This is a genomic window from Cryobacterium soli, from assembly GCF_003611035.1.
GTDB lineage: Bacteria > Actinomycetota > Actinomycetes > Actinomycetales > Microbacteriaceae > Cryobacterium > Cryobacterium soli.
Genome location: NZ_CP030033.1, coordinates 299,504 through 318,809, shown reverse-complemented (window position 1 = coordinate 318,809; position 19,306 = coordinate 299,504). Strand labels below are relative to the sequence as shown.

17 protein-coding genes and 1 tRNA gene are annotated in these 19,306 nt (G+C 68.3%); 4 read left to right on the top strand and 14 right to left on the bottom strand.

The window, feature by feature from the left end:
* Nucleotides 1–8 precede the first annotated feature (8 nt).
* Nucleotides 9–371: an RNA polymerase-binding protein RbpA gene (locus tag DOE79_RS01510; RefSeq protein WP_066595362.1), complete on the top strand. Its 363-nt coding sequence runs from the start codon at nucleotides 9–11 to the stop codon at nucleotides 369–371.
* 57 nt (nucleotides 372–428) lie between these two features.
* Here DOE79_RS01510 and lnt read toward each other — a convergent pair whose 3' ends face one another.
* The 10 genes from lnt to DOE79_RS01460 all read right to left on the bottom strand — a co-directional run bounded on the left by lnt (nucleotide 429) and on the right by DOE79_RS01460 (nucleotide 10,741).
* Nucleotides 429–2,012 (bottom strand): apolipoprotein N-acyltransferase, encoded by a 1,584-nt coding sequence (gene lnt / locus DOE79_RS01505; RefSeq protein WP_120336978.1) that lies wholly within the window; start codon nucleotides 2,010–2,012, stop codon nucleotides 429–431.
* 9 nt (nucleotides 2,013–2,021) lie between these two features.
* On the bottom strand, nucleotides 2,022–4,466 hold the full coding sequence (locus DOE79_RS01500) for a DEAD/DEAH box helicase (RefSeq protein WP_120336977.1): 2,445 nt from the start codon (nucleotides 4,464–4,466) through the stop codon (nucleotides 2,022–2,024).
* A gap of 8 nt (nucleotides 4,467–4,474) precedes the next feature.
* On the bottom strand, nucleotides 4,475–5,227 hold the full coding sequence (tatC, locus tag DOE79_RS01495; RefSeq protein WP_120336976.1) for a twin-arginine translocase subunit TatC: 753 nt from the start codon (nucleotides 5,225–5,227) through the stop codon (nucleotides 4,475–4,477).
* A 46-nt stretch (nucleotides 5,228–5,273) separates the two neighbouring features.
* On the bottom strand, nucleotides 5,274–5,516 hold the full coding sequence (gene tatA, locus DOE79_RS01490) for a twin-arginine translocase TatA/TatE family subunit (protein WP_066595366.1): 243 nt from the start codon (nucleotides 5,514–5,516) through the stop codon (nucleotides 5,274–5,276).
* Nucleotides 5,510–5,854: a hypothetical protein gene (locus DOE79_RS01485; RefSeq protein ID WP_120336975.1), complete on the bottom strand. Its 345-nt coding sequence runs from the start codon at nucleotides 5,852–5,854 to the stop codon at nucleotides 5,510–5,512. The genes tatA and DOE79_RS01485 overlap by 7 nt, the downstream gene beginning before the upstream one ends.
* Nucleotides 5,851–6,885, bottom strand: coding sequence for a helix-turn-helix transcriptional regulator (locus DOE79_RS01480; RefSeq protein ID WP_120336974.1), 1,035 nt, complete (start codon nucleotides 6,883–6,885; stop codon nucleotides 5,851–5,853). The genes DOE79_RS01485 and DOE79_RS01480 overlap by 4 nt, the downstream gene beginning before the upstream one ends.
* Complete coding sequence (locus DOE79_RS01475) at nucleotides 6,882–7,916, bottom strand: helix-turn-helix transcriptional regulator (RefSeq protein ID WP_120336973.1); 1,035 nt, start codon at nucleotides 7,914–7,916, stop codon at nucleotides 6,882–6,884. The genes DOE79_RS01480 and DOE79_RS01475 overlap by 4 nt, the downstream gene beginning before the upstream one ends.
* 83 nt (nucleotides 7,917–7,999) lie before the next feature.
* Nucleotides 8,000–8,965, bottom strand: a complete 966-nt coding sequence (locus DOE79_RS01470; protein ID WP_066595376.1) for an FKBP-type peptidyl-prolyl cis-trans isomerase — start codon at nucleotides 8,963–8,965, stop codon at nucleotides 8,000–8,002.
* Nucleotides 8,966–9,065: 100 nt separating this feature from the next.
* Nucleotides 9,066–10,067 carry a tRNA (adenine-N1)-methyltransferase gene (locus DOE79_RS01465; protein ID WP_066595378.1) on the bottom strand — a complete coding sequence of 334 codons (1,002 nt, stop codon included), beginning with the start codon at nucleotides 10,065–10,067 and terminating at the stop codon, nucleotides 9,066–9,068.
* Nucleotides 10,064–10,741, bottom strand: a complete 678-nt coding sequence (locus DOE79_RS01460; protein ID WP_120340086.1) for an HAD family hydrolase — start codon at nucleotides 10,739–10,741, stop codon at nucleotides 10,064–10,066. Before DOE79_RS01460 ends, DOE79_RS01465 begins: the two co-directional genes overlap by 4 nt.
* Nucleotides 10,742–10,875: 134 nt before the next feature.
* On the opposite strand from DOE79_RS01460, the gene DOE79_RS01455 reads away from it, so the two are divergent.
* Nucleotides 10,876–11,820, top strand: coding sequence for a proteasome assembly chaperone family protein (locus DOE79_RS01455; RefSeq protein WP_120336972.1), 945 nt, complete (start codon nucleotides 10,876–10,878; stop codon nucleotides 11,818–11,820).
* 192 nt (nucleotides 11,821–12,012) lie between these two features.
* Here DOE79_RS01455 and mshC read toward each other — a convergent pair whose 3' ends face one another.
* Genes mshC through DOE79_RS01440 form a run of 3 tightly spaced genes read right to left on the bottom strand, consistent with a single transcriptional unit; the run spans nucleotide 12,013 to nucleotide 15,539 of the window.
* On the bottom strand, nucleotides 12,013–13,296 hold the full coding sequence (mshC, locus tag DOE79_RS01450; protein ID WP_120336971.1) for a cysteine--1-D-myo-inosityl 2-amino-2-deoxy-alpha-D-glucopyranoside ligase: 1,284 nt from the start codon (nucleotides 13,294–13,296) through the stop codon (nucleotides 12,013–12,015).
* A gap of 13 nt (nucleotides 13,297–13,309) precedes the next feature.
* Complete coding sequence (locus DOE79_RS01445; protein WP_120336970.1) at nucleotides 13,310–14,164, bottom strand: undecaprenyl-diphosphate phosphatase; 855 nt, start codon at nucleotides 14,162–14,164, stop codon at nucleotides 13,310–13,312.
* A 49-nt stretch (nucleotides 14,165–14,213) separates the two neighbouring features.
* Nucleotides 14,214–15,539 carry a M20/M25/M40 family metallo-hydrolase gene (locus tag DOE79_RS01440; RefSeq protein WP_120336969.1) on the bottom strand — a complete coding sequence of 442 codons (1,326 nt, stop codon included), beginning with the start codon at nucleotides 15,537–15,539 and terminating at the stop codon, nucleotides 14,214–14,216.
* A 191-nt stretch (nucleotides 15,540–15,730) separates the two neighbouring features.
* On the opposite strand from DOE79_RS01440, the gene DOE79_RS01435 reads away from it, so the two are divergent.
* Nucleotides 15,731–15,815: transfer RNA gene (locus DOE79_RS01435), tRNA-Leu, on the top strand.
* Between the two features lie 136 nt (nucleotides 15,816–15,951).
* On the opposite strand, the gene DOE79_RS01430 is transcribed toward DOE79_RS01435, so the two are convergent.
* Nucleotides 15,952–17,007, bottom strand: a complete 1,056-nt coding sequence (locus DOE79_RS01430) for a LacI family DNA-binding transcriptional regulator (protein WP_120336968.1) — start codon at nucleotides 17,005–17,007, stop codon at nucleotides 15,952–15,954.
* 188 nt (nucleotides 17,008–17,195) lie between these two features.
* Here DOE79_RS01430 and DOE79_RS01425 point away from each other — a divergent pair, with 188 nt between their 5' ends.
* Nucleotides 17,196–19,289 (top strand): beta-galactosidase, encoded by a 2,094-nt coding sequence (locus tag DOE79_RS01425; protein ID WP_245977065.1) that lies wholly within the window; start codon nucleotides 17,196–17,198, stop codon nucleotides 19,287–19,289.
* The last annotated feature ends 17 nt before the right edge of the window (nucleotides 19,290–19,306 follow it).

The window sequence follows — 19,306 nt, the reverse complement described above, 5'->3', positions numbered from 1 at the left end:
ACCACACGATGGCAGATCGTAGTTTGCGTGGCATGAGGTTGGGTTCACAGAGCCTGCAGAGCGAAGAGGGCGTGACCTTTTCACCACGAGTGAGTCACACGTATTTGTGTGCAACGTGCGGACGTGAGACGGTGATGATTTTCTCCGCCGAGGCCGAAGCGCCCGACGAGTGGGAGTGCCGTTTTTGCTCCCAGACCGCCACCCGGCTGGTCGATTCCAAGCCGGTCATCGTCGACCACTCCGACGAGAAGATCGCCCGCACCCACTGGGACATGCTCCTGGAGCGACGTACCCGCGCGGAGCTCGAAGAGCTTCTCGAGGAGCGGCTGACGGTGCTGCGTCAGCGTCGGGGCCAGAAGGTCGGCGCGTAACCCCACGCGCGGGCCGCACGGTCCGCGGGAATTCTCACATCACCCCATCGGCGCCGGTTAACCCCGGCGCCGTTTGCGTACCCTGGCGCGGTCGGGCATGGCGCGTGGACTCTCGGGCGCCGACGCCCGGCGGCCCGCGACCAGGCAGAACAGCAACCCGGCCAGACCGAGCCCGGAGACGAACCACTCGAGCGGCCGGCCCGCCGACATCGCCGGCGTGTTCGTGGTGCTCAGGGGAACCGTCTGCACCATGGCACCGGGCTCCCAGGTCGGCAGACTGTCGAGCGTCTTGCCGTCGGGAGTCATGATCGCGCTCGTACCCACCGTGGAGATGTTCACGACGGTCCGGCCGGCCTCGATGGCGCGCAGCCTGGCGATCGCCAGTTGCTGCACGGACTCGTCGGTCCGGCCGAAGTCGGCGTTGTTGGTCTGGGCAAGGATGATCTCGGCCTTGTTGTCGATCATCTCGTGGACGAGCTGATCGTCGGCGATGTCGAAGCAGATGGCGATGCCGGCGAGGATCCCGTCGACGTCGAAAACGTTGTCCCGGGTGCCGATCTCGTAGTCCCGGGAGACGAGATCGATCAGGTCCGGAGCAAATGGACGCCAGAATGCCCGGTCCGGCATGTATTCGGCGAACGGGACCGGGTGTACTTTGTCGTACATGTCCACGGCTCCCTCCCCCGCCTTCCACAGCAGGGAGGTGTTGTAGTACTTGCCGTCGCGGAGGGTGATGGTGCCGGCGATCAGCGGCGCATCCATGGCGCGACTGACGTAATCGGCCACCCGGGCCGAATCGGCCGAGCGCAGCGGGTCCACGTCGATACCGTTCTCCGGCCACACGACGAAGTCCACCGGCTCGCCGACCAGGGGCAGCGTGGCTGACACGTGGTCCGAGAGGATCTGGCCCGGCGCGTTCCGGGCGAAGAGTCCGGCATCCGACGCGCCCTGCACCGCGGCGATCCGGGCGGTACCGCTCTGCAGCGTCGGCCAGGCCGGGAAGGCGAGCAGCAGGGCGACGGCGGCCACCGCGATCGCCGCACGACCGTCGACACGCAGGCCCGGCTCCCGGCAGAGCTGCACGATCAGGGCGCTGAGCCACACCATCACGAACGACAGCCCGGACATGCCCACCCAGGCGACCAGGACATTGAACGGGCTCTCCGACTGGGACATGGCCACCCGGCCCCAGGAGAAGCCGCCGTAGGGCCAGACGGCGGAGATGGCCTCCCGAGCGGTCCACAGGCCGGCCACGATGACCGGGATGACGCCGATCCGGCCGGCGACGCTGGGCCAGACCCGGGGGCCGATGGTGAGGACCACGGCGGTGAGCGCGAGCCCGACGGCGAAGAAGATCGACTCGAGTCCGGCCAGGGCAAGCCACGGAACCGGTCCGAGATAGAGGGTGAGCCAGCTGATGTGGATCAGCCAGAACGACAGCCCGGCCACCAGCCCGACCAACAGGCCGGTCCATGCACCGCGGCCGATCAGGGCCAGCAGCATCAGGGCCACACCCACCGGTGCCAGGATCCACCACGACCGGTCGGGGAAGCCGGCGTCGAGAATGGCCCCGGCCCCGGCGGCAAGCAGGATGGCCGCCCACAGCGGCAGGCCGGCGGCGCGGGCAGTCTCCGTCTTCACCTCAACAGCCTAGGCGACCGACGAATACGCGACGATTCCGCGGCGAATGGCGTCCATCGCGACGCGCGCGGTGCGGCCGACCGGGCCGTCGGCGACGACGGACAACTGGTCGAGAAGGTCGATGGTCTGCTTCGTCCAGCGCACGAAGTCCCCAGCGGCCATCTCGGCCTCTTCCAGCACCAGGCCGAGGGAGTCTCCCCTGGCCCATTTCCACATCGCCAGGCTCAGGCCGGCGGCCAGCGGGTTGCTGCCGGGAAGCTTGTGGTCACGTTCGAGGTCGTCCAGCTGGCTCCAGAGGATCTGCGTGGCGTCCAAAGCAGGCCGGAACGGTCCCTTGGGCAGGAAACGCTCGTGGGTCTCGCCCTCGTCGCGACGCGGTTCGAAGACCAGCGCGCACGCCATGGCGGCCAGGCTGGGCGCGTCCAGCGAATTCCACAGGCCACGACGCAGGGATTCGGCCACCAACAGGTCCCGGTCCGCGTAGATCCGGCGCAGGATGCGGCCGCTCTCGCTGAGGGTCACCGCACGGCCCTCCCCCGGCACCAGGTACCCGAAACCGAGCAGCACGTCGGTGACGCGGTCGAAGATCCGGGCGACGGCGCCGGTGCGAGCGGTGATCTGACTGGTCAGAGCCTCGGTCTCCCGGGTGAGTTTCCACCAGCGCTGGGCCCACCTGGCGTGCGCCTCCCGCTCGGGGCAGCTGTGACAGGGATGCGCGCGCATCCGTGTGCGGAGGGCCGCAAGCTCCTTCTGGCGCCGGTCCCGTCCGCGGGCGTGGGAGTCGGCGGCGGCGTTCTCCCGCTCCAGGTCGGACAGTCGCCGCCGGATGCCCGAATACTCGGCGAAGTCGCCGAGATGGCATGTCATCGACGCGGCGTAACCGTCAAGGGAGCTCTGCTGGGCTCGAACCCGCCGGGCCAGGTCGACGACCGCTCGGTCGGCCTGGAATTGGGCGAATGACGACTCGAGCACCTCCCGGGTGTGTTCCCGGCCGAACTGGTCGATGAGGTTGACGGCCATGTTGTAGGTGGGTTTGAAGCTGGAGTTCAGCGGGTAGGTCCGCCGGGAGGCCAACGACGCGACGGCCTGCGGGTCGAGACCCTGCTGCCACTGGATGACCGCGTGGCCCTCCACATCGATGCCGCGACGGCCGGCGCGACCGGTGAGCTGGGTGTATTCGCCGGGGGTGATGGGCACCCGGGCCTCCCCATTGAACTTCTCCAACTTGTCCAGAACCACGGTGCGGGCCGGCATGTTGATGCCCAGGGCCAGGGTCTCGGTGGCGAAGACCGCCTTGACCAGCTTTTTCTGGAAGAGTTCTTCGACCACTTCCTTGAACGCGGGCAGCATGCCCGCATGGTGTGCCGCGACTCCGCGTTCGAGCCCGTCCAACCACTCCCAGTAGCCGAGCACCGCGAGGTCTTCGTCCAGGAGGGTGCGGCAGCGTTCGTCCACGATCTGCCGGATCTCGTCGCGCTCGGCCGTGTCGGTGAGCCGGACACCGGCCCGCAGCACCTGGCGTACCGCTTGGTCGCAGCCCACCCGGGAGAAGATGAAGAAGATTGCCGGCAGGAGGTGCTTGCCCTCGAGCAGCCGCACGATCTCCGCGCGGTCCATCCGGCCGGATTCGGCCCCTGCCCGCTGGTGGTGGAACCGGTCCCGGCTGGAGCCGCGCCCCCGGCCGGCGGAGCGGTCGAGCACCGGCCGGCCGCCGGACTGGGCGAGTCGCACGAGCTCGGGGTTCACCCGGTGGGTGGCGGCCAGGCCGGACGAATCGAACAGATCGAGCATCTTGCTCTTGACCAGCACATGCTGGTCGAGGGGTACGGGGCGTTCCTCGGAGACGATCACGTCGGTGTCGCCCCGAACCGCCTGCAGCCAGTCGCCGAATTCCTCGGCGTTGGACACCGTCGCGCTCAGCGACACCATCCGCACGCTCTGCGGCAGGTGGATGATGACCTCTTCCCAGACCGCACCCCGAAAACGGTCGGCGAGATAGTGCACCTCGTCCATGATGACAAAGGCCAGATTGCTGAGCAGATCGGAATCCGCGTACAGCATGTTGCGGAGCACCTCTGTGGTCATCACCACGATGCGGGCACCGGCGTTCACGTTGGTGTCCCCGGTGAGCAGACCCACCTGGTCCGCCCCGTACTCGGCGACGAGTTCCTGGAACTTCTGATTGCTCAGCGCCTTCATCGGGGCCGTGTAGAACACCTTGGCGGTCGGTTGCTGCATGGCCAGGAAGATCGCGAATTCGGCCACGACGGTCTTCCCGGCCCCGGTCGGGGCTGCCACAAGCACGCTGTTGCCGGCTTCGAGCGACGCACCGGCGGCGAGCTGGAAGGAGTCCAGGTCGAACTTGAGGCCCCGCCGGAAGGCTTCCAGTCTGGGTGTCTGGGCGCGGAGGCGGGCCGCGGTGTACCGCTCGGCCGGCGACTGTAGATCTGTCATGTAGTGCGCTAGCGCGCCAACTCCCGTTCGAGGGCAAGGGCGCGCCGGTCGGCGCGCCGGTCGTGCAGGACGGCGATTCCGTAGGCAGAGAAATACAGCACGATCATGGGCACCGCGAGCATGAACATCGAGATGACGTCAGCGGCCGGGGTGGCGATGGCCGTGAAGAGGATGATCACCAGGACCGCGACCCGCCAGGACTTGATGATCGATTGGGCGCTGATCACCCCGGCGAAGTTCAGCAGCACCACGAAGACCGGGAGGACGAAGGCGATCCCGATCGCGACCATGAGCTTGAGCGTGAAGTCCAGGTAGTTCTGCGCGTTGATGAACGCAGCATCCTCTTTCGGCGCGAAACTCGTCATGAGCCCGACGATCTGGGGCAGCACGTACCAGCCCGCCGCACAGCCGGCGATGAACAGAGGCACGGCCGTGAGCACGAAACCGTAGACGTACTTCTTCTCACCCCGGGTCAGCCCCGGCATCAGGAACGCGAAGATCTGGTACAGCCACACCGGGCTCGATATGACGAGACCGACGTAGAAGGCGATCTTCAAGCGCAGGTCGAACGCCGAGGTTATGTCGGGGTAGTTGATCTGCGCGTTACGGTTCTGCGCCTCGATGATGGCGTAGATGGGCTGGCGCAGGGCATCCCAGACGCCTTCGGAGAGCATCCACCCGATGACGCCGCCGACGACGATTCCCGCGGCGGCCCGGAACAGGCGCTTGCGAAGCTCGAGCAGGTGCTGTCCGAGCGACATAGTGCCGCCGCGCTTCGCACGCTTCGTGGTGCGTACGGCCACCGGACTACGGCTTCGTCTGGTCGCCCGGGCCGACGGGCCGTGTCGTGCCGTCCACGGACTCGGGCCGTGCCGGAGCGGCGGCCGGGTCTGCGGGCTCGTCGACGGTGTCGCTCTTGATTTCGTTCTTGAAGATCTTCATCGACTGGCCGAGGCTGCGCGCGAGACCGGGCAGTTTCGGCGCACCGAACAACAGCAGGATGACGACGAGGATGATCAGGAAGTGCCATCCGGTCAGATTGCTCAACATGTGGGTCGATCCTCTGGCTTGTAGGGAGTGTGTTGCAGTAGTTTACCCCGGCTGACTGAGAGATCCCGCCGCTGGGCGCGGCGGAGGACCCGCTCGATCCTGGCCTGCTCGCGGGCCAGACTGAGTTCTCTGCGGTCCTGGAACACGGCCGGATGGAAAGCCGCCCGCGGCGGCATCGTATCCAGGTCGAGTGCGGCCACCTGGTCGCCGAGGTCCTCGAGCGCGCCGAGGGTTCCCATGAGCTTGCGGAACAGGCGCACGGCGAACCAGGCGAGCATGCCGAGCAGGGCGAGCGCCAGAACGGTCCAGATCAGGATCCACGCCCACACCGGGATCACGCGTGGCTCCCGTCCGTCACCGGGACCTCCGACGAGGACTCGGCCTCATAGCGGGCCACGCCGGCGGCGGCCCAGTCGGCCACGGTCTGCCGGGCGGGCCCGGGGTCGACCACCCGGACGACGCCGGCCAGGCCCGCGGCCAGGCGTTTGAGGCCGTGGTAATGCGACACCCGAAGCTGCACCGTGCTGAGTGCGTCCGCCGCCGCCGCGCCGGTGGGTCCGGAGCCGGTGGGCACGGGGCCGTAATCCGCCAGCAGGCCGACCGCGGAGGCGGGCAGCTCGATCGTGACGGTGAGGTCGTCCGCGGATCCCTGGAAGAGCGCGTCGGGCAGCAGCACGGACTCGTCGTGCGGCAAGGCGGGCACGTCGGTGGAGCGCAGCCGGCTCATCCGGTCCAGCCGGAAGGTGCGCATCGCCTCCCTGAGGTGGCACCAGCCGCGCAGGTACCAGTCGTTGTCGACGGATTCGATCCGCAGCGGATCGACGCAGCGGTGCTCGGCGGTGCCGCGGGCATTGAGGTAGTCGAACTCGACCTGGGTGCCCGCGCGCACGGCAGCCTGGATGATGGAGATCGCCACATCCGAGTCGGTGCGGGAGACCGCGAGTTGGCTGGGAGCGCCGGTTGAGGACCGGGTGAGCTTGGCCATCAGCGTGGCTATGGCGTCGCGGTCGCCGTTCTCAGGCAGGGCAGAGAGATACTGCAGCCCGGCGATGAGCGCAGCGGCTTCGCGAGCCGAGAAGCGCGGCGAGTCGTCGATCGCGACGAGGTGGGTGAGCACGATGTTGTCGTTGTTCTCGAACTCGTCCCACTGGATGTCGAAGAGGTCGCCGTGCAGGTACTGCCGGGTCTCCCCCGGCACTCCGGACATTGCGATGAGGTTGACTGCGTCGCGCACACGCTGGGGCGAGACGCCGAAATGCTCGGCAACGGCGCTGACGCTGACCCTGTCGTGGTCCATCAGGAACGGCACAAGGGAGAGCAGGAAGGTCAGTTTGTCGGTGGCGCCGAAGGCGACGGGCTTCACTGTCATCGGTCCATTTCCTCTTCGGCCTGCGGGGCCGGCGTGTGGGCATCCCGCACGTGGCGCAGGCGCGACAGAACGGCGTCGCGCAGGGATGAGGGCGTGAGGACGAGCACCTCCGGGCCGTACCCGGCGAGCTCGTCGGCCAGGATGTTGAGGTCGGTGTAGTGCAGCTCGACGCTGCCCTCGCCCGGCCCGGGGGTGCCGCGCTTGCTCAGTCGCACGGCTGCATCCGATCCCGGTTCGACCGTGATCAGGGCGATCTGGGCGCGCCAGAGGGCATCCAGCTCAGTGAGGGCCCGCTGGCCCTGGTCGTCCGCCGGGGGCGCGGCAGCAATGGTGCCGGACACCGTGACCACGGGACCCACGATCCGGGACAGCAGGAAGGTGCGCGTAGCTCCGGCGTCCTGGTCGGAGCCGTACAGGTGCCACCGGCCCTCGTGCAGCACCACGGCCAGCGGGGCGATCACCCGGCGGCGCGGGGCGCTCTCCCCGGGTTTGAGGTACTGGAAGGCCACGACCTGACCTCGGTCCATGGCCTTGCTGAGCGGCTCGAACGACGCTTCCCTGGCGCGCAGGGACGGGGCGTAGCCGATGACGGGGTCGGTGGAATCGATCCCCAGGGAGTTGAGCTTGGTCAGCGCGCGGCGGGATTCGGCCGAGAGCGACCCTTCGCGCCAGACCGTGGCGGCGAGCTTGAGAAGCATGATCTCGTCGGGTGAGAAGGAGATGTCGGCGGGCAGGTCGTAGAGGCCCTTGGGGATGCGGTAGCGCAGGTGGTGGTTGCTGCCCGGGTCGTCCGGCGATTCGATGGTCTCGAGCGGGATGCCCAGTTCGCGGATGTCGTCCTTGTCGCGCTCGAACTGGCGCTCCAGGCTCGCATTGTCGCCGCCGACCTGGAACCGTTGCCGGTATCCCTGCACGGTCGAGAGGATCTCGGCCTTGGTCAGGCCGATCTGGGTGGCGATGAGCGCAAGGACCAGACTGAAGAGGCGTTCCTCGACAGTGACGGGATGCTGCTTTTCTGGGGTGGGCGACACGTACGCGATTCTATCGGTGGTGCGCGTAACGGCCTGCCCCGCTCGACGTGTCGAGCGGGGCAGGCCGTCACCGGACAGCGAGATCAGTCGACGCCGAGGATGTCCACGACGAAAACCAGCGTGGAGCCGGCCGGGATGGACCCGGAGGCCTGGTCGCCGTAGCCCTGGTCGGGCGGGATCACGGCGATGATCTGGGACCCGACGGTCTGGCCGATGAGGGCCTTGGCGAATCCGGGGATCACGCCGCCTTCGGTGGTGGAGCCGTCTGCGGCGACGAACGCGGCCGGGGAACCCTTCGCCCAGCTGGAGTCGAAGACCTCCTTGGTGTCCCACAGCACGCCGGTGTAGTTGACCGTGACGGTGGAACCGTCGGTGACCTCTTCGCCGTCGCCCTTCTTGAGTACGGCGACCTTGAGGTCGGTGGGCGGTTCGGCCGACGGGATGGTGATTCCGGGGGTGCCGTCCTCGGCCAGGACCACGGCGGGGAGTCCGGCGACCGGCAGCTGGTCGGCGCCGTCGGCGCGGGTGAGGTAGCCCTTGACCACGTCGAGGACGAACACGAGCGAGTCGTCGGGGCCGACGCCGATGTCGGCGTTACCGCCGTTGGGACCGAAGGTGTCTGCCGCGGACGCGACCACGGCGATGCGAGAGCCGACCTCGGCGCAGAGCAGCCCGTCCGTGAGGCCCGGGAGGGTCTGGTCATTGAGGACGAAGCTGGCCATGCTGGTGCCGTCGTAGCTGCTCTGTTCGATGGCCTCGCCCGTGGTGGCATTGAAGACGCTCAGGTCCACCTGCACCTTCTGCCCCTTGACCAGCGGTGCGCCGTCGCCCTCGATGATCTCGCTGCGCTGGGTGGTGTCGGTCTTGAGCGGGGTGGGGAAGTCGACCGTGGGCGCTGAGCCGAAGTCGCCCGTCACCGAGACCAGCTTCGACGCGTCACCCGACGACACCGGCGCCGTGCAGTCGGCCGAGGCGGACCCGGGGCTGCAGGCGGTCAGGGTCGCGAGCACCAGGCCGGCGGTTGCGATGAGTGCGGGAACTTTACGCACGGGTCCTCATTTCGATACAGGCGGCAGCGCGATGCTGACGAATGACTTGCGGGAAAGTTCTGGCGGAAACCGCTGGTGCGGGCGGCGGGCCGAACCTATCCTAACCGGCGTCGAGGTCCCGAGCCTTGGAGAGCGCTGCGCCGTTCTCGGCGGTGCGGTTGCGCTTGCGCATGACCTTGGCGCTGACGGACCGTTCGCCCAGGGCGCCGGGGGTCCACAGCTCCACATCGGCGTCGCTGAAGTCGGTCTTCGACGGACGGCGCTTGAGCTCGGGCAGGATCGTGTCGGGCGCGAGCCGGCGGGCGGTGATGAGGAAGCCCGTGTGTCCGATCATCCGGTGGTCCGGGCGCACGGCCAGGCCCTCGACGTGCCAGCCGCGCACCATGGTCTCGTGCGAGTCCGGGTTGGTGTAATTGCCGGTGGCGCGGATGGCCTCGGCCACGCGGGACAGCTGGGTCACCGTGGCGACGTAGCAGAGCAGCACTCCCCCGGGCTTGAGGGCGTCGGAGACGACGTCGATGCACTCCCACGGCGCGAGCATGTCCAGGACCACTCGGTCGACGGACTGCGCCGGCATGGTCTCCGGAAGGGTGTCGCTGAGGTCGCCCAGGGTGATGGACCAGTTCTGCGGGTCGTGGCCGAGGAAGGTCGCTACGTTGGCGCGGGCCACGTCGGAGAACTCCTCGCGACGTTCGAAGGAGGCCAGCGTGCCGGCCGGGCCGATGGCCCGCAGCAGCCACAGCGACAGCGCGCCCGAGCCGACTCCGGCTTCGACCACGGTAGCCCCGGGGAAGATGTCCGCCTGGGCCAGGATCTGCGCGGCGTCCTTGGGGTAGATGATGGCCGCGCCGCGCGGCATGCTCATCACGAAGTCGATCAGCAGCGGCCGCAGCGCCAGGTGTTCGACGCCGACGTTGTTGGTCACCACGGAGGCGTCGGGTCGGCCGATGATGTCGTTGTGCTCGAGGATGCCCCGGTGGGTGTGGAAGGTCTTGCCCGGTTCGAGCGTGATGGTGTTCAGCTTGCCCTTTGGACCGGTCAGCTGCACTCTGTCGCCGGCGCGGAACGGTCCGCTGTTCTGGATGACCTGGTTGTCGCTCATGCGGGTGTCGCGTCCTCGATGTAGGTGGTGCCGGAAAGGAGTGTGGAGCGCCGTGACCGGTACAGAGCCGTGACCGAGGTCACGGAGCTTCCCGCCAGGGTCTCCCAGAGTGTGTAGTGCTCGCTGTGCTCGAGCGGGACCATGTGGGGCACGCCGATGACGACGGCGCCGGAGGCGACGGCGGAGGCGACGCCGGGAATCGAGTCTTCGATGGCGACGCAGTGGGCCGCGTCCACGCCCAGGACGGCCGCCGCGGTGAGGTACGCCTCGGGGTGCGGCTTGCTCTGCTGCACCATGTCGCCCGACACGATGGTGGTGAACGCGTCAAAGCCGACGATCCCGGCGATCTGGCGCGCCATCCGCTGTTCGGACATCGTCACCAGGGCCATCGGCACACCCGCACCGTGGAGGTCGGAAAGCAGCTCATGCGCGCCGGGGCGCCACGGGATGCCGGCCGAGGCCAGCTGCTCCTGCACCCGGGTGGTGAGCACATCGACGATGGCCCCGGCGCTCAGGTTCACGCCGCGGTTCTGCAGGATCGCGGCCGAGCCGAGCAGTCCGGAGCCGACGAGCAGCATCGCGTCACTGTGGGTCCAGACCCCGCCGAACGACTCCACAAGTTCGTGTTCGGCCCGCATCCAGTACGGTTCGGTGTCGACTAGGGTGCCGTCCATATCCCAGAGCACGGCTGCGGGTGGGGCTGAGTGTGTAGCGTTCGATGTCACGGGGTTCAAGTTTAGGGGGCACGGCCTATCCTTGAAGAAGGTCGCCCGGTGGCGGCGGCCGGAATACACGAGGTTTTACGCAAGTGACAGACGGCAATGGGTTCCTCAGCGGGCGACTTCTGGTAGTCGCCTTCGAAGGTTGGAACGATGCGGGCGAAGCCGCAACGGGCGCCGTGCGCACGCTGAAAGACCTCCTCGACGTCGAAGAAGTCACGAGTATCGACCCCGAGATCTACTTCGACTACCAGTTCAACCGCCCCACCATCTCGACCGACGAGGACGGCCACCGGGTCATCGAATGGCCCAGCGCCGTCATGTACGGTCCGGTCGTGCCGGGCAGCAGCGGCGTTCCGCTGGCCGAAGACGCGCAGCTGAGGGTGAGCGGCACCAACGCGGGCAACATCTACCTGTTGATCGGCACCGAGCCCTCGCGCAGTTGGAAGAGCTTCGCGGCCGAGATCCTGGATTCCGTGCTCGCCGCCGATGTGAGCGGCATTGTGTTCCTCGGCGCCATGCTGGCGGATGTGCCGCACACCCGGCCGATCTCGATCTTCGTGTCCAGCGACAGCCCCGAGGTGCGCGCCGAACTGCAGGTGGAGCGCAGCAGCTACGAGGGGCCGGTGGGCATCCTCAGCGTTCTCGCGGCCGCGGCCGAGACGGTCGGGATCCCGAGCCTGTCGATCTGGGCGTCCGTGCCGCACTACGTGCACAACGCCCCGTCGCCCAAGGCCATGCTGGCGCTCATCGACAAGCTCGAGGAGATCATCGATGTGGTGATCCCCCGCGGTGACTTGGTCACCGACGCCTCCGAATGGGAGACGGGCATCGACGCCCTCGCCGCGGAGGACGAGGAGATGGCCGCGTACATCGGCCAGCTCGAGCAGGCCAGGGACACCGTCGACTCGCCAGAGGCGAGCGGCGAGGCCATCGCCCAGGAGTTCGAGAAGTACCTGCGCAAGCGCGGCGACGGCAGGGACGGCCGCGCCGACGGGCGCCAGGGCCCCGGCCCGGAGCCCCGCCAGCCCTAGACGGCCTCGCCACGGGACGCGTGTGTGTCGTGCCCGTCTCGGTGGTCGAGCTTGTCGAGACCCGGTGACGTGCTCGCGGTCGTGGCCGGCGTGCACGTGCCGTCCCGCGGGGTCTCGGCAGGTTCGAACGTGTGGGTTGCGTCGGGCAGTCGGGTTACGGTCTCGACACGCCCGGTTAGCGGATCGGGTGGGTCAGAGCCGCACGCCGAGAAGCGCGTCGATGGCGCTTCCCACCAGGGCGGGGTCGTCGACGCCGGCCTCGATGGCCGCGTCGACGGCCTCCAGTGCGCCTCGCGTGTCGAGGTCGTTCACCAGTGCAGCGCGCATCCTCTCGACGACCGCTGCGGCGCTGAATGCCGCCGTTTCGGACGCCACGGCTGCGGGCACCGCGATCGGCCCGAACGCGAGCGTCCAGGCGGCCAGGCGAGCCTCAGCGGCGGTGAGCTGGTCGGCGGTCCACTCCCAGTCGGTGCGGTAGTGCTGGGCGAGCAGGGCGAGCCGGATAGCCCGCGGGTCGCTTCCGCCCGCGCGGAGCTTGGAGACCAGCACGAGGTTGCCCAGCGACTTGCTCATCTTCTCGCCCTGGTAGGCGACCATGCCGGTGTGGCTGTAGACCTGGGCCAGCGGATGCCCGCTCAGCGCCGCGGCGTGCCCGGCGCTCATGTCGTGGTGCGGGAAGATCAGGTCGCTGCCGCCGCCCTGCACAGTGAAGTCGGTTCCCAGCTCGGCGAGGGCGATGACCGAACACTCGATGTGCCAGCCCGGCCGCCCGGCGCCGACGGGTGAGTCCCAGGCCGGTTCGCCGGCACGTGCTGCACGCCAGAGCAAGGGGTCGAGCTGATCACGCTTGCCGGCCCGGTCGGGGTCTCCCCCGCGCTGGGCGAACAGGTCGAGCATGCTCTCGCGGTCGAGGTTGCTCTCGTCGCCGAGCGTCCACGGTGCCTGCCGTTCGGCGGCACGGATGTCGAAGTACAGGTCGGCGCCGGGGCCATCCGGCGTGGGCAGCGCATCGGGCGTCGGCACGCGGTAGGCCAGCGCGGACTCGCGGAGCGACAGGACGGCGGCGGAGATGTCGTCGATGACGTCGGTGACGGCCACGAAGTCGTCGGGCGGAATGATGCCGAGGGCTTCCATGTCGGCGCGGAACAGGTCGGTCTGCTCCGCGGCGAGATCGCGCCAGTCCACGCCGGTCGCTGTGGCACGTTCCAGCAGCGGGTCGTCCACATCGGTCACGTTCTGGGCGTAGTGCACCCGGTACCCGCCGTCGCGCCAGACCCGCTGCAGGGTGTCGAAGGCCAGATAGGTGGCCGCGTGGCCCAGGTGGGTGGCGTCATACGGCGTGATGCCGCAGACATACAGCCGGGCCACGTCGCTCGGGCGGGCTTCCACGATCGAGTCCGATGCGGTGTCGTGCAGACGTGGAGCGTCAGAGTGCCCCGGGATCGTGGGGACGACGGGGTGTGACCAAGCGCGCATATGACCAGCCTAACTAGGCGGTGATGGTGTTCGTGCCGAGCAGGATCATCACGACGATGCCCAGTGCGATGCGGTAGACCACGAACGGCAGGAAGCTGCGCTTGGAGATGTAGTTCATGAAGAAGCCGATGACGAACAACGCCACCACGAAGGCCACGACGGTGGCGACCAGGGTTTCCCACGGGCCGAACAGCTCGGGCGTGCAGGTGGCCGCCGCGGCGACGCAGGGCTCCTTGATCGACTTGTACACCTGGTAGAAGCCGCTACCGAGCACGGCGGGGATCGCGAGCAGGAACGCGTACCGTGCGGCGGCGGCCCGCTCGTAGCCGAGGAACAGGCCGGCGGTGATGGTGCCACCCGAGCGGGAGACGCCCGGGATCAGAGCCAGCGCCTGCGCGAAGCCGAAGATGATGCCGTGGCCCACCGTGAGGTCGCCGAGCTTGCGGCGCTTGGCACCGACGTAGTCGGCGACGCCGAGCAGCACACCGAACGCGATCAGCATGATCGCGGTGACCCAGAGGTTGCGCAGGCTCGTCTCGATCTGGTCCTGGAAGAGCAGCCCGAGCACGACGATGGGCAGGGTGCCGAGGATGATCAGCCAGCCCATCCGGGCATCCGCATCGCTGCGCGGTACTTTACCGACCAACGACTTGGCCCACTGACCGATGATGCGCACGATGTCGCGCCAGAAGAAGATCACCACGGCGGCTTCCGTGCCGATCTGGGTGATGGCCGTGAAGCGTGCCCCGGGGTCTTCACCGGTGCCGAGGAACTGGCCCACGATGCTGATGTGGGCGCTGGAGGAGACCGGCAGGAATTCGGTCAGCCCCTGGACCAAGCCGAGGATGACAGCGTTGATGAAGTCCACGTATTACTCTTTCGCTCGTGCTGATGCTGGCCGGTAGCGCGGCAGTGGGCTAGTACGTCGACAGCAGATCGGTCAAAACCGTTCTGCCAAACACTAATGCGTCCAGCGGTACGCGCTCATCAACGCCGTGGAACATCGCCGGAAAATCCAAATCCGCCGGGAGCTTGAGCGGCGCGAAGCCGTATCCTTTGATGCCCAGCATGCTCAGGGCCTTGTTGTCCGTCCCCGCCGGCAGCAGGTACGGCAGCACGGGAGCGCCGGGGTCGTGGGTGCCCAGCGTCTGTACGATCTTGTCGATGAGCGGGCCGGAGAAGTCCGTCTCCAGGCCCACGTCGCGGTGGATGGTGATGATTTCGATGTCGGGCCCGACGAGGTCCGCGAGTTCGGCCAGAACCGCGTCCTCCTCCCCCGGCAGGGCCCGGATGTCGATGAGCGCTTCTGCGCGGTCCGGGATCACATTGTGCTTGTAACCGGCCTGGAGAACCGTGGGATTGGTCGTGGTGCGCAGGCTCGCCTGGATGAAACCGGAGGCGGTCCCCGTGGCCAGCGCGAGTTGATCCGGCCCGGTGGCCTGCGGGTCGACGCCGAGGATGCGGGCGATCTCCCCGAGGAGCTGCCGGGTCGTGTCGGTGAGCCGGATCGGCCAGTCCCGCCGGCCCACCTTCGCCACGGCTTCGGCCAGCCGGGTGATGGCGTTGTCGTGGATGAGTCGGGATCCGTGTGCCGCCGGACCGTGCGCGACGAGCTTGATCCAGATGAGAGCTTTCTCACCCGTTTGCAGCAGGTAGGCGCGCTGGCCGCCGAGGGTGATGGAATACCCGCCGACCTCACTGATGGCCTCTGTGGCTCCCGCGAAGAGCTCCGGCCGGGTGTCCACGAGGTGGTGCGAGCCCAGCACCCCGCCGGCTTCTTCGTCGGCGAAGAACGCGATGACGAGGTCGCGCTCCGGCGCACCGCCGTCAGCGAGCACGTCCTGCAGCGAGGCCAGGATCATCGCATCCATGTTCTTCATGTCCACGGCGCCACGGCCCCACAACATGCCGTCCTTGATCTCGCCGCCGAACGGGTCCACCGACCAGTTCGCCGGGTCGGCGGGCACTACGTCGAGGTGGCCGTGCACCACGAGGGCGCTCTTGGACCGGTCGCGTCCGGGCACCCGGGCGACCACACTCGTGCGGCCGGGCTCCGAGTCGATCAGCTCCGGAGTCAGGCCCAGGTCCCGTAGCTTCTCGGCCACGTATTCCGCCGCATCCGTTTCGCCGTTGGACCGGCCCTCGCCGTAATTCGTGGTGTCGAACCGGATCAGGTCGCGGGCGATCTCGGCGGTCAGGTCGAGCGATTCGGCCGACCGGGGTGTGCTGGCGGATGCTGTCATGCAGTTCACGCTACCGGGCCGCGGGCCGCCGCCGCCCGGGTTCAGCCGCCCGGCCAGGTTCCCGCTACGCAGTGTGGGTGTGATTCCGGGCTCGTCGGACGGACTGTGGAGCGCTGTGGTGTCCGGAAGCGGTTTGGATCCGTGCTAAGTTATTCCCCGGCAGCAAAACATAACTGCGGCCAAAACATCCAGTCCGGGTGGCGGAAATGGCAGACGCGCTAGCTTGAGGTGCTAGTGCCCGTATAGGGCGTGGGGGTTCAAGTCCCCCCTCGGACACGGAGATTGTTGCTCGCGCAACGATCAACGAGGACTGGTTGAGACAGTTCACGGGCCGGATCTCAGGATCCGGCCCTGTCTCGTTTAACGGGCGATTCTGACGCCTTGGTTGTGCCACCTCGATTCGACCGTGTGGTCACGGGCCGCCCGGTGGCACCGGCCCCGAGGAGCGCCGCGCGACAAGCCTCGGCGGCGGCACAGCGACGGGTGACGTGGCGGTGCGCTCGATCCGCGCCAACAGCTGGAACACGGCGGCCCTGCCCTGGCACTCGAAATCGTTCCGCAGGGTCGTGAGCGGCGGGTCGAAGTACGCGGCCTCGGGGATATCGTCCACGCCCACGACGCTGACGTCGTCCGGAATGCGAAGGCCGCGCTCCTTGAGGGCCAGCATCGCGCCCAGGGCCATCTGGTCGTTCGCGACGACGTAGCCCGTCGCCTCCGGCAGGTCGGCGAGGTCCATGATCGCCCGGTATCCGGATGCCGCCGACCAGTCGCCGTGCAGGATGCCGGCCGAGTGCAGCCCCTGGGCCTCGACCGCGCCTTCATACGCGTGGATGCGGTTGCGCGCGGCCGACCAGACGCTGGGCCCGGCCACATGCACCAGACGGCGATGGCCCAGCCGGGCGAGGTGCGCCACGAGGGCGGGAATTCCGACCCTCGAGAGCACGCCCCGCGGATCGTCCAGGGCGCCGTCGGATTCGCTGGCAACGTACGCGGGGACGCGGAAGGCCGTGGCTTCGAAGGCTCTCGTCATCTCATCGGTGACCGCGAGCGCCAGGACCCCGGCCAGGTCGTGCTGGGTGATGAGCGCGAGGGCCTCATCCACGGCACGTGGATTGCGGGTGTCCAGAGACACGATGTCCAGGACGTAGCCGGCCTCGCGCGCCGCGAGGCTGGCGCCCTCGACGATCCGGCTCGGGCCGACCTGGGAGATCTCGTGGGTCAGCGCGCCGATGCGGTGCGAGCGGCCCGACTTGAGGCTGCGAGCGGTGAGGTTGGGCCGGTAGCCGAGCTCGTCGAGCGCCTGCACCACCCGGTCCCTGGTCTCGGGGCGGATCCCTTCGAAGCCCTTGAGGAACCGGCTCACGGTCTGGTGGGACACCCCGGCTGCCTGGGCGACGTCGTAGATTGTCGCGGCCTTCACCGTCGGCGTGGCGCGGGTGGTGCCGAGCGGATCTGCGCTGGCGCCCATGTCGCACTCTCCTCAGGTCTCGTCGTGCGCGGCTGCCCGCTCGGGCCATTGTGATCATTCTGTAGACAAATCGCTCTTGACAACGCGATGTTATCGACAACATCCTAGTTCCAGCCGAATGTGGTCGAAAACATAAGCAAACCTCAGCTGAAGCCCCACAACGAAGTGAGCCTCATATGAATCCAGCGGTGCCCGTGCACTCCCCCAGTGGTTTCCTCTTCGGAGTCGCGTACTACCCGGAATACCACCTCACCGACCGGGTCGACACCGACCTCGACCTGATGCAGCAGGCCGGTGTCAACGTCATCCGCGTCGGCGAATCGGTGTGGTCGACCTGGGAGCCCCGGGACGGCGAATTCGACCTCGAGTGGCTCGCCCCGGTTCTCGACGGCGCCCACCGGCGCGGCATCAGGGTCATCCTCGGCACGCCGACATACGCGGTCCCGCCCTGGTTGCAGATCGCCCACCCCGAGATCGCGGCGGAACGGCGCACGGGCGAGCGCATCCCCTGGGGTGCCCGCCAGGAGGTCGACTTCAGCCACCCCGATTTCCGCCGCTACGCCGAACGGGTTATCCGTGCGGTCGTCGGCCGCTACGCCGGCCATCCTGCCGTCGTCGGTTTCCAGGTCGACAACGAACCAGGGCTCGAGCTCTTCCACAATGACCACGTCTTCGCCGAGTTCGTGCGGCGGTTGCGCGAGCGGCACGGCACCGTGCAGAACCTCAACCGGGAGTGGGGCCTCACCTACTGGTCGCACCGCCTGGACGACTGGTCGCAGCTGTGGCGGCCGGACGGCAACTCGTTTCCGCAGTACGACCTCGCCTGGCGTCGCTTCCAGAGCGACCTGACGACCGAATTCATCGCCTGGCAGGCAGGCATCGTGCGCGAGTACAGCCACGCCGGCCAGTTCGTGACCACCTGCCTGCAGTACGGCCGCCCCGCCCTCGACGACGAACGGGTGAACCGGGACCTCGACATCGTGGCGGGCAATCCCTACTACGGCATGCAGGACCGCCTGGACGCGTCCCTCGACCTGTCACAGCTGACACCCTGGACGACGACCGGGGTCCCCGCGCTGTTCCGGCAGGCCGACCGCATGTACTCCTCGAAACAGGGCCGCTACCTGGTGACCGAGACGAACGCCCAGTCGATCGGGCACTCGGAGACCAACTTCCCGCCCTACCCCGGACAGCTCAAGCAGGCGGCCTACACGTTCATCTCCCGGGGAGCGGCCATGATCGAATACTGGCACTGGCACACGCTGCCCTACGGCATCGAGACCTATTGGGGCGGGGTACTGCCGCACAGCCTCGTGCCCGGACGGGTCTACGCGGAGGTCGCCGAGATCGGCGGGGAACTCACCTCGATCGGCACCGCGCTGGACGGGTACGAGCCGGATGCCGACGTTGCGATCCTCTGGTCGAACCCGAGCCGCTACGCACTCCAATTCAGCCCGCCGCTGCAGGTCGACGGCCGTATGGACCCGGAGTCGTACGAGAAGATCGTCGACGCGTTCCACCGGGGCTCGATCGAGGCCGGCCGCCAGACCCGCCTGCTGCACCTTTCCCAGGCGGACGCCCTCGGCGCGACAGCCCTCGCCGCGCGGTTTCCGGTTCTCATCGCCGCGGGTCTGTACGTCACGACGGATGGCGACCTCCAGCTGCTGCGTGACTACGTCGCCGCCGGCGGGCATCTGATCCTCGGCCCGCGCACTGGATACGCGGACGATGAGGCGCGCGCCCGGGTGGAGGTCGCCCCGCCGCGGCTCGCGGACTTGGCCGGAACCCGCTACGAGGAGTACTCCAACCTCGAGGCTGAGGTCGCGGTCGTCCAGGCATCCGGCACGCTGCCCCTGGGCGCCGACGCCGCCGCGAGGCTGTGGATCGACGGCCTTATCGCGGACGGCTCCGAGGTCCTCGCCCGGTACGACCACCCGCGGTTCCGCGACTTCCCGGCCGTCACGAGCCGCGCGGTGGGCGGGGGCCGGGTGACCGTCGTCGGGTGTGTGCCCGCGCCGGGCCTTGCCGCCGGCATCGTCCGCTGGGCCGTGCCCAGGGGCCATGCGCAGGAGCTCGCGGGTGACACCGCGCTGCCCGTGACGGTTTCCTCCGGGGCGCTCCCGGACGGTCGGCGGGCCTGGTTCGTCTTCAACTGGGGATGGGAACCGCGGGCGATCACGCTTGCGGCCGCTGTCGCCGACACCGTCACCGGGGAACTGCTGGCGACGGGCACAGATGTCTCACTGGCCGCGTGGTCGACGCGGACCTTCCTCAGCCGGTGAGCACCTCGGGATCGCCT